This is a genomic window from Streptomyces sp. NPDC001339 (assembly GCF_042895955.1).
GTDB lineage: Bacteria > Actinomycetota > Actinomycetes > Streptomycetales > Streptomycetaceae > Streptomyces.
Genome location: NZ_JBIAWT010000009.1, coordinates 376289 through 385938, shown reverse-complemented (window position 1 = coordinate 385938; position 9650 = coordinate 376289). Strand labels below are relative to the sequence as shown.

The window sequence follows — 9650 nt, the reverse complement described above, 5'->3', positions numbered from 1 at the left end:
ACGCCCGGTTACATTCCGAACCCGGAAGCTAAGCCTTTCAGCGCCGATGGTACTGCAGGGGGGACCCTGTGGGAGAGTAGGACGCCGCCGAACAAATTGTGGGATAGACCCCGCACCGTGATGGTGCGGGGTCTTTCTGCGTTCCGGGTTCGTTCGCCCTCTCTCATGCGCCGGCCGCCGCGTCGGCTTTACGGGCGTTTTGGACGGGGTACTTGGTACTTGCCGAATCGCTGCTGTCTGAGCCGCTGCCGCGTCGCTGGTCCCACTGCCTCGGTATGGCAGAGCGAGCCCGATCCGTTCAGCCGGCCGGTAGAGGGCCTATTGGTTGATCCGCGAGCCGTATATCACTCGGCTTGGAGCGTCTCCTTTGCGGGAATGCCGGAGAGCCACCGCTCGGCCCAGGCATTGGCCCCATCTCGCCTCTTAACATGCGCTGTTGCCTGGGGCTCGCCTTCGAGCAGCGCACTGAGGCTGTCCATCAGACCGGTACCCGCCAGGAAGTGGGCGAGTGGCGTCACTGACGTAGCAGCCTCCGGAGTGACGGGACCGCCATGGGCAAGTGAATTGCGCACGGATCTCAGGCGGTTGAGGGCGCGCGACCAGCGGTCATTGAGCTCCTCGTACCAGGCGCGCATGCCCTCACTCCCCGCTAGTCGGCCCGCCATGCTCTCGGCACGTCGGCGCTGTTTGCTGTGCGTGGGATAGACCGACACGAGGTCGGGCAGCGTGGAGATGACCTTGCGTACGTCTGCGCGGAATCCCATCCCTTCGTACTGCACCATTTCCCTGTGCAGGGTCTCGGCGGCTTGACGGACGTCCGGCGTGAAGTGCCTCAGATCGTCGCGGGCGTGCCAGGCCACTCGTACCAGCGCGTGGATGACCTGATGCTGGATCCAGGCGTTTTTGTGGAAGCTGTCCACATACACGTACCAGTCCTGGCCCGAGACTCTGCTGGCCAGCAGCTCGAGAATCCTCACATCCAGGACGACCGATGGCAGCGAGGGCTGCGCACTGGAGGCTTTCCACCAGCCCACCGCGTCGATGACCTCGGACAGGTTTGAGCTTGCCCCGGGGAGATGTGGTGCGATGCGAGGGGCCATGCGGTTCAAGCGCTCTGCCGTGGCGTCCATTTGGATATACGGCGTTGCGAAATCCTCCTCGGTCAGGCGGAACACCTCGTTGGAAGTGCAGACGCCGTCGACAGCATGGATGTACCCCTCGTACATCTCCCAGCCACGGAAGTCTTCCGGGAACGTTGCGGCCAAGATCATGGATCGTGCCTGCAGGCGCGAGACGGCCGGAGCGTCTGCCTGTGCTCCCACGCCGAGATCCACCCGGGCGAGGACGACGTGTGGCCCGTCAGGAAGCCAGTCCGTGGGGAAGAAGGACTCGGCTCCGGTCACCTCGTACGGCAGTTGGTCTCGGAATGGACCGTGCTCGGCCGCGTTTCCGTGAAACCAGTCACGGTTGTACAAGGTGATGGGGCCGAATGCCTGCACCGTGCCCGCAATCCGCGCCTTCGCGAAGGCGTGCCACACCACGTGATGGGCCTGACGCGGAGGAGCTGTCAGCAACCGCGCACACAAGCCGAGCCGGGTCTCTTCGGAAAGTCCGGCTGACGACATGACGTCTTGGCGCGACAGTGCGTTCAGATCCTCGATGTCTCCCAGCTTGAGCCGAGCCATCTGTACATCCAGAAGACGATCGAGCAAGACACCTGCGAGGGAGTGCATCACCTCAGCGGAGCCACGCCGGGAACGCTCCAGGAGGGCGCGCAGCAGGACGGTACGTGTGCTGATGTCCTCGTAGCACTGGCCGTCCCTGACCGCAGAGACGATGTCCTGCCAGGCGTGGACCAACTGGCTGTCCGAATACGCTTCCTGGGACAGAGTGCGCATGAGCTGCCGTGCTTGTGCCACCTGCTCTTGGACCCCTGCCGCAGGCAGGCCGGCCATTGCCGAACGGAAGGCGTTCACATGGACGTCCAACCCTTGTCGGTATTCGGACCCCAGACGATTGACGCCGAGGTCGAAGTCGGCCATGGCGGCCTGCCAGGAGAACCGGTGCCGCCTCTCGAAGTCGCGCGGATCGTCGAGCCATGATGCGAGCTGGTCCAGTGCTTCCGGGAAGGCCAGATCCTGTAGGTCCTTCTCGTACCAGCGGTCGCGGAGGGCCTCCGCCAGCTCGAAAGTCCACGACGGGTCGACTACTACATCGCCGAAGAGCATGCGCTTCAGTGTGCCCCTGCCGTCCAGGGCGGTGCTCGTGGATGAGGATTTCGGCTGTGTGGGGGCGCTGATCACGGTGTAGGCGGGGACGATGCCGGCGTCCGGGCCTCGTGTCACGGCTGCGCCGCTCTCGCCAATACGCCCCTGACCAGCAAAAATACCCTCCCGAAGGGAGGGCAGAGCACTGCATGACCAAGAGCGCCCCCGGCAGGACTCGAACCTGCGGCCAAGTGCTTAGAAGGCACCTGCTCTATCCACTGAGCTACGGGGGCCGGGTGTGGACGTGGATCACGGACCGCGGTCAAGAATAGAGGTCCGGGTGCCTCGTCCCGGTTGCTTCACCTCCGTGGCACGTTGTGGAGGTTCGGTGAAGCGGTCCCGATAATCGCAGGCAGGTGCGAATTCTGCACTGCTTTTGGCGTCTCGCGCGTCGGGTGTTGTGCACTCGTTATGCCTGCGTCCCACGTGTCGCGACTGTCCCATGTGTCACTCGTCCTGTTCTGCGCGGGTTCCCGCGGCGCGCACAAAGGGTCATACGCTTCAAAAAGCTAACGAAATTGGGCATTCTGCACATGTGGTGACCTTGGACGTACGACCCCGGCTGATCGACGCACTGTCCGTACTGCGTGACCGCGTCGATGCCGCACGCTTTCCGCTGCCACTTCGGGGGGCCGCCCGCGCCCGGCGCAACCGGGACGAGCTGCTCGCCCAGCTTGATGACTATGTGATTCCCCGGCTTCGGTCGCCTCAGGCACCGCTGCTGGCAGTGATCGGCGGGTCCACCGGGGCGGGTAAGTCCACCCTGGTGAATTCGCTGGTGGGGCGGCGGATCTCGGAAGCCGGGGTGCTGCGTCCGACGACGCGTACACCGGTGCTGGTCTGCCATCCCGATGACGCCCCCTGGTTCGCCGGGCCGCGGGTGCTGCCGCAGCTCACCCGGGTGTGGGTCCCCGAACAGGATGACAGGGGGGAGACCCGTGGGGGTGTAGGGGAAGGAGAAGGAAGGGGAGGAGAGGGGAGAAGAAGGGGAGGAGGGGGCGAGGGGGAGGGGTGTGGGGGTTTGGGGGGCGGGTTTGGAGTGGGGGGTGATCGTGGGGCGGCCGAGGTCGGGGTGGGCACGGTGCGGATCGAGACCGATGTGGCGCTGCCCAGTGGGCTGGCGCTGTTGGACGCGCCGGATATCGATTCGCTGGTCGCGCGCAATCGGGAGCTGGCGGCCGAGCTGATCTGCGCGGCGGATGTGTGGGTGTTGGTCACCACCGCCGCCCGGTACGCGGACGCGGTGCCCTGGCATCTGCTGCGTACGGCCAAGGAGTACGACGTCACGCTGGTGACCGTGCTGGACCGGGTGCCGCACCAGATCGCCACCGAAATCTCCGGGCGGTACGCGGACCTTCTGCAGCGCGCCGGACTCGGCCACGTCCCGCGGTTCACGATTCCGGAGCTGCCCGAGTCGGCGGGCGGGGGGCGCGGGCTGCTGCCGGCGACGGCTGTCGCGGCGTTGCGGGAGTGGCTGGAGCGGCACGCGGAGGACTCGGCGGCCCGTACCGCGGCCGCGGAACGTACCGCGGCGGGCGCGATCGCCGCCCTGCGCAGCCGCCTGCCCGCGCTGGCCGGGGCCGCCGCCGCCCAGCACGCCGCCGCGCTACGGCTGGCCGGACGGGTCGAGGACGCGTACGAGCGGGCCGCGGAGCGAGTACGGCGGGAGGTGGCCGACGGCGAGGTGCTCGCGGGGGACGCGCGAGCCCACTGGCGTGATCACGAGCTCGGCGGGCGGGCGGACGAGCTGCTCGACGCGCTGACCCACGGCCTGGCAGCGCTGCTGACGTGCGCGGTCGAGGAGGCCGACGAGCGGGCCGCGGATGCCTGGCGGCGAGACCCCGCGGCGGCGGAGATCGTGGTGATGGCCGCCGCGGATGCCGTGGGCGCGGGCGGACGTCTGGGGGTCATCGTCCGGCGCTGGCGGCGCTGCCTGGAGGAACTCGTCGAGGAGGAGACCCGGGCCGCGCGGACCGGGCGGGCCGGTGAGCACGGCGGCACCGTGGAGCCGGAGCTGCCGGCGGCACTGCTTGCCACCGCATTGCTCGGCGGCCGGCGCGCTCGTACGGCGGGCGAGAACCTCGCCGACCTCGTGGGGGCGCAGACCGCGCTGCGGCTGTGCGAGCGGGGCCGCCGGTTGCTGACCACGTACCTGGAACGGGCCGTGGACGGCGAGCGCGAGCGGCGGCTGGCACCGCTGGACCAGCTGACCGTGCCGCCGCGTCAGCAGGCCGGGCTGATCGCCGCGCTTTCCGTGATGCAGCGGGAGAAGAAGGGAGAGGAGCGGGAGAAGGAGCGGGAGAAGGAGAGGGAGAAGGAGCGGGAGTGGGAGAAGGAGAGGGCGCGGCAGCGGGCGGAGGAGCGAGAACGGGAGTGGGAGTGGGCGGGCGAACGGGGGGCGGGTGGCGGGTCCGGATGGGGTACGGGGTGGGAGTTGCCCAAGGAGGAGGTCAAGGAGGAGGTGTCGCGGTGAGTGGGATCAGTGGGCCGGTGGACGCCTCCGGAGAAGAGCGTGAGGGCGGAGGCGGGCAACAAGGGGCACGGGAGGCGGCGGGCGGCGTGTGGGATGACGGGTTGATCGCGCGCAGGGCTCGTGCGGGAGGTGCGTCCACGGGTGGCGTGAGGGGCGGGGTTGTGGCGGAGAGCGTGCCGGGGGCCGAGGGGGCGGGTGGTGAGGCAGGTGGTGAGTCATGGGTCGCGTCATGCGCCGAGTCGTGGATCGAGCCGCGGGAGCGGTCATGCGTCGATTCCCGTACCGGATCGGGGGGCGGGGCAGCCGTCGCCGCACGTGTCGCCGTCAGCGCCGGTTCGCCTGCCGGATCACGTAGCGCGTCGTGCGACAGGGCGTACGCCGAGGCTGAGGCGGTGATTCCGCCGCGGGCGCCGGCGGGTGGGGCAGGGCTGGAGGGTCTGAGGGGTGTGGAAGGCGGGGCGGGGCTGGAGGACGGGGTGGGCCTGGGGGGCAGGGGAGATGTGCGGGGTGCGTCGGGCGGCGGTGTGGGTGGGGGCGCGGCTGGGTATCGGTGGGTCGCGGACGGGGGGCGGCCGGCCGTGGGTGGGCGGCTGCGGGAGCGGCTGGAGGCATTGCGGGAGCTGATCGCGCTGTCCCGGAGCCGGCTGGACGGGCGGAAGCTGGAGGCGGCGGGGCGGGTGCTGGAAGTGGCCGACGAGCGGTACCGGCTCTCCGGTGAGTACACCGTCGTCGCCCTCGCGGGGGCCACCGGCAGCGGTAAGTCGTCGTTGTTCAACGCGCTGGCCGGGGCGAACCGTTCCCAGGTGGGGCCGCGGCGGCCGACGACCGCTGAGCCGGTGGCCTGTGTGTGGCCGGGCGGCAGACCGGGCGCGGAGGGGCTGCTGCGGCGGCTCGGCGTGCCCGTGCACCGCCGGCACATCCCGGCGGACGACGGCTCCGAGCTGCGCGGCCTCATCCTGATCGACCTGCCCGACCACGACTCCTCGGCCACCGAGCACCGTGCGCAGGTGGACCGGATGCTGGAGCTGGTGGACGCGGTGATCTGGGTGGTGGACCCGGAGAAGTACGCGGACGCGGTGCTGCACGAGCGGTATCTGCGGCCGATGGCGGGCTATGCCGAGGTGATGTTCGTCGTCCTCAACCAGGTGGACCGGCTGCCCGGCGACGCCGCTGACCAGGTGGTGGACGATCTGCGACGGCTGCTGGACGAGGACGGGCTGGCGCTCGGCGAGCACGGGGAGCCGGGGGCCGCGGTGTTCGCGCTGTCCGCGGCGACCGGCAGGGGCGTTGCGGAACTGCGGGAGGCGCTCGGCCAGTTCGTCGCGGAACGGGGCGCCGCGGACCGGCGGCTGGCGGCGGATGTGGATGCGGCGGCCGAACGGCTGCGTTCCGTGTACGTGGCGCGGAGCGGGGTGGGGCTGACGGAACGGGCCCGGGAGGAGTTCGACGGCCAGTTGGCCGAGGCGGTGGGGGCGGCGGCCACCGGGCGCGCGGCGGAGCGGGACTGGCTGCGGCACGCGGAACGGGCGTGCGGGTCGCCGTGGCTGCGGCTGCGGGGGCGGCGGGAGCGGCGGGGGAGTACGGATGGTGTGGAGGGGGCCGGCGCGGGGCGGGGCGGTGCGGAGGGAGCTCGTACGGGGCCGGGGGAATCCGCCGCCGACGGGCGGGTGGCGGCGCGTCCGGTGGTGGAGCAGGCCGTACGGTCCGTGGCGGGTGAGGCGGCGCGTGGACTGCCGGCTCCCTGGGCGCTGGCCGTGCGCGAGGCGGCGGAACGGGGCGCGCGGGGGCTGCCCGAAGCGCTGGACGGGGCGGCGGCCGAGGCCGAGGAGTCGCTGCGGGGCGGGCCGCTGGTGAAGCCACGGTGGTGGACGGTGGCCGCCACTTTGCAGGTGCTGATGTCCGTGCTTCAAGTCTTCGGTGTGCTGTGGCTGTTGGGTGCGGTCATGGGGGTGGGGGGTGCGGTGGCCTGGGTCTCCGGGCTGCTGTCCGCGATCGTCGGCTCGGTGGGCGGGCCGGTGCTGGCATGGCTGTGCCGGGTGGTGGCACGCGGTCCCGCCAGGCGTTACGGGCAGGACGCCGAGCGGCGGTTGCGGAGCGCGGTGGCGGGGCGCGGGCGGGCACATGTGCTGGACCCGGTCGCCGCCGAGCTGTTGCGCTATCGGGAGGTGCGGGAGCAGTACGCGGTGGCGTCGGGCGCGTGACTGTTTCACGGGAATTCCTAGAAGTTCTTAGAAGTTCCCGGAAGTTCCCAGGAGTTCCCGGAAATTCCTGTGATGTTGTGCTGCGAGGCCGCCGCGAAGTCCCCCTGTCGGGTGGCCGGGTTATCCACAGTCGGCCGCTCGTCCACAGGCCTTCGCGGCGGTGGCCGGATGCGAGGAACATGAGGTCAACGCAGCGCGAGCGGTAAGAACCGGCGCGCGGAACACGGGGGAGGCGTGTGCGGTGAACGACACGATGGTGACGCTGGTGGGGAATGCCGCAACGGCGGTGGAACACCGGCTGACGGCGGCGGGCGTGACGGTGGCCAGGTTCCGGCTCGCGGCGACGTCCCGACGATGGGACAAGGCCCAGGAGCGCTGGACCGACGGGGAGACGAGTTTCTACACGGTCCGGTCGTGGCGTGGGCTCGCGGACAACGTGGCCGCCTCGGTGGCGGTGGGGGAACCGCTTGTGGTGCAGGGGCGGTTGCGGGTGAGGGAGGGGGAGCAGTCTCCCGAACGGGGTGGTCGGCGCTGGTTCTCGGCCGAGGTTGACGCCGTCGCGATCGGCCACGATCTCTCGCGCGGCACCGCCGCGTTCCGCAGAGTGACGCGGACGGCTCGTACGGGAGCGGAGCTTGGCCTGGAGCCGCGCCCCCACACCCACCCCCACTCACAGTCGGATTCTCAGGCGGCCCTGACCCCGGCCCCGGCTTCGACCCCGGATCCGGTCCGGGACCCGGACCCGGACCCGGGCCCGGGCCCGAACCCGCCGTCGCCGCCCGATCCGTGGCATTCGGGGGCAGAACTCTCAGAAGCAGCAGAACTGTCAGAAGCGTCAGAATCGCCACCGCAGTCCGCCCCGTTGACGCTTGGACGGGCTCGGGACGAGGTGCTCAAACCGGCGCGTGGCGAGGCGAAGGGGGAGGCGCGGGGCGAGGCGAGACACACGGTCAGGGATGAGGGGGTGGAGCGCGTACAGACGGAGTGCGTGCAGGCGGTCCGGAGTGATTCACCCCAGAAGGTCGCAGTGTCCTGAAAAGTCCCTGGAGATTTGTCGATAAGGCCAGGTCAAAGTGCCCGAGTTCGGTAACGATTGCGATTCGGATCGCTTATGGGAGGACATTGGTGGGGACCCTGAGGCGCCTGCTTCATAAGATCCGAGCAGCACTCACGGGGGCTCACGGGGGTTGACGTTGGCTCATGAGAGCCGAAAAACAACAACGTCCAGCTGTTGAGTTCTTTGGGATCTTTCGGCGAGGCACCGTCCCCACTCGACCGCCTCGCCCAGAGGGGAAATTCATGCTTTCGATGAAGGGGCGGGGCGCAGCCCGCCTTGCCGCCGCGATGGTGGCCTCGGGCCTCATCGCGGCCGGCGCGATAGCCACCGCGGGCACCGCGGTGGCGGACGAGAACACCCCGGCACAAGGGGGTGCCACTGCCACACTCGGTGGGCTGAAGACCTTCGACCAGGCGGTCGTGCACGGTGAGGGTGGAGAGCAGCGCATCGGCGCCGGGCTCTTCGAGATGTCGGTGGACAACGGCGGCACGCTCCAGACGTACTGCATCGACATCCACAACCCGACGCAGCAGCAGGCGCGGTACCAGGAAGTGCCGTGGAGCGCCTCGTCGCTGCACAACAACACGGACGCCGGCAAGATCCGCTGGATCCTGCAGAACTCCTACCCCCAGGTGAACGACCTCGCCGCGCTGGCCTCCAAGGCCGGTGCGGGCAACCTCACCGAGAAGACCGCCGCGGCTGGTACCCAGGTCGCGATCTGGCGCTTCTCCGACCACGTCAAGGTCGACGCGCTCGACCCGGCGGCCGAGAAGCTCGCGGACTACCTCGAGAAGAACGCCCAGAGCGTGGCCGAGCCGAAGGCTTCGCTGAGGCTGGACCCGTCGGCCGTCTCCGGCAAGTCCGGCAGCAAGCTCGGCCCGGTCACCGTGCACACCAACGCCGACAGCGCGACGGTTTCCCCGGCCGCCGGTGCGCCGGCCGGCGTCAAGGTCGTCGGCAAGGACGGCAAGCCGGTCACCAGCGCGACCGACGGCACCCAGCTGTTCTTCGACGTCCCGAAGGGCGCCGGGGACGGCAGCACCTCGCTGACGGTGCAGGCCGCCACCAAGGTCCCGGTCGGCCGTGCCTTCACCGGTATCGGCCGGCACGCCAAGAGCCAGACCCAGATCCTGGCCGGCTCCAGTGAGTCCACGGTCTCCGCGGGCGCCAGTGCCTCCTGGAAGAAGCAGGGCGCCATTCCGGCGATCACCGCCGACAAGAACTGCGCCAAGGGCGGCGTGGACGTGACCGCCAGCAACAAGGGCGATGAGGCGTTCCGCTTCCAGCTGTCCGGCAAGGACTACGAGGTCGCGCCGGGTGCGTCGAAGACCGTGACCGTGCCGGTGGCCGAGGACCAGGCGTACGAGATCACGATCAAGGGTGCGGGCGGCTTCAAGAAGACCTTCACCGGCGTGCTGGACTGCAAGACCGCCGGCAGCAGTGGTGCCAAGCCCACCCCCCAGCCCAGCCCGGCCACGGTCGGCGGCAGCAACGGTGGCGGCCAGGGCTCCGACCTTGCCGAGACCGGTGCCAGCAGCGCCACCCCGATGATCGCGGGCATCGCGGTCGGCCTCGTCGTGGTCGGCGGCGCGGCGGTCTTCTTCCTCCGTAAGAAGAAGACGGGCACCCCGGCTCAGTAAGGCGGCGCCGGC

The 9650-nt window shown here is 69.9% G+C and carries 5 protein-coding genes, 1 tRNA gene, 1 rRNA gene and 1 pseudogene; 6 read left to right on the top strand and 2 right to left on the bottom strand.

Translation table 11 applies throughout. From position 1 onward, the window contains the following. Positions 1–93, top strand: a 5S ribosomal RNA gene (rrf, locus tag ACFY12_RS27215); the annotation flags it as partial. Between the two features lie 119 nt (positions 94–212). Further along, positions 213–305 (top strand): annotated as a pseudogene (locus ACFY12_RS27210) (phosphohydrolase); the annotation flags it as partial. A 39-nt stretch (positions 306–344) separates the two neighbouring features. On the opposite strand, the gene ACFY12_RS27205 reads toward ACFY12_RS27210, so the two are convergent. Together ACFY12_RS27205 and ACFY12_RS27200 are read right to left on the bottom strand one after the other, a co-directional pair. Further along, a complete protein-coding gene (locus tag ACFY12_RS27205) occupies positions 345–2228 on the bottom strand; it encodes a hypothetical protein (RefSeq protein WP_390718514.1) in 1884 nt (627 codons plus the stop codon). Positions 2229–2427: 199 nt separating this feature from the next. After that, positions 2428–2500: transfer RNA gene (locus tag ACFY12_RS27200), tRNA-Arg, on the bottom strand. A 302-nt stretch (positions 2501–2802) separates the two neighbouring features. Here ACFY12_RS27200 and ACFY12_RS27195 point away from each other — a divergent pair. From ACFY12_RS27195 to ACFY12_RS27180, 4 genes are all read left to right on the top strand, one after another. Then, entirely contained in the window at positions 2803–4740 is a 1938-nt protein-coding gene (locus ACFY12_RS27195) for an ATP-binding protein (protein WP_390718513.1), read from the top strand. A gap of 578 nt (positions 4741–5318) precedes the next feature. Beyond that, positions 5319–6941 carry a GTPase gene (locus tag ACFY12_RS27190; RefSeq protein WP_390718512.1) on the top strand — a complete coding sequence of 541 codons (1623 nt, stop codon included), beginning with the start codon at positions 5319–5321 and terminating at the stop codon, positions 6939–6941. Between the two features lie 253 nt (positions 6942–7194). Continuing rightward, entirely contained in the window at positions 7195–7977 is a 783-nt protein-coding gene (locus ACFY12_RS27185; RefSeq protein WP_390718532.1) for a single-stranded DNA-binding protein, read from the top strand. Positions 7978–8240: 263 nt separating this feature from the next. Next, positions 8241–9638 (top strand): Cys-Gln thioester bond-forming surface protein, encoded by a 1398-nt coding sequence (locus tag ACFY12_RS27180; protein WP_390718511.1) that lies wholly within the window; start codon positions 8241–8243, stop codon positions 9636–9638. Positions 9639–9650: the final 12 nt, after the last annotated feature.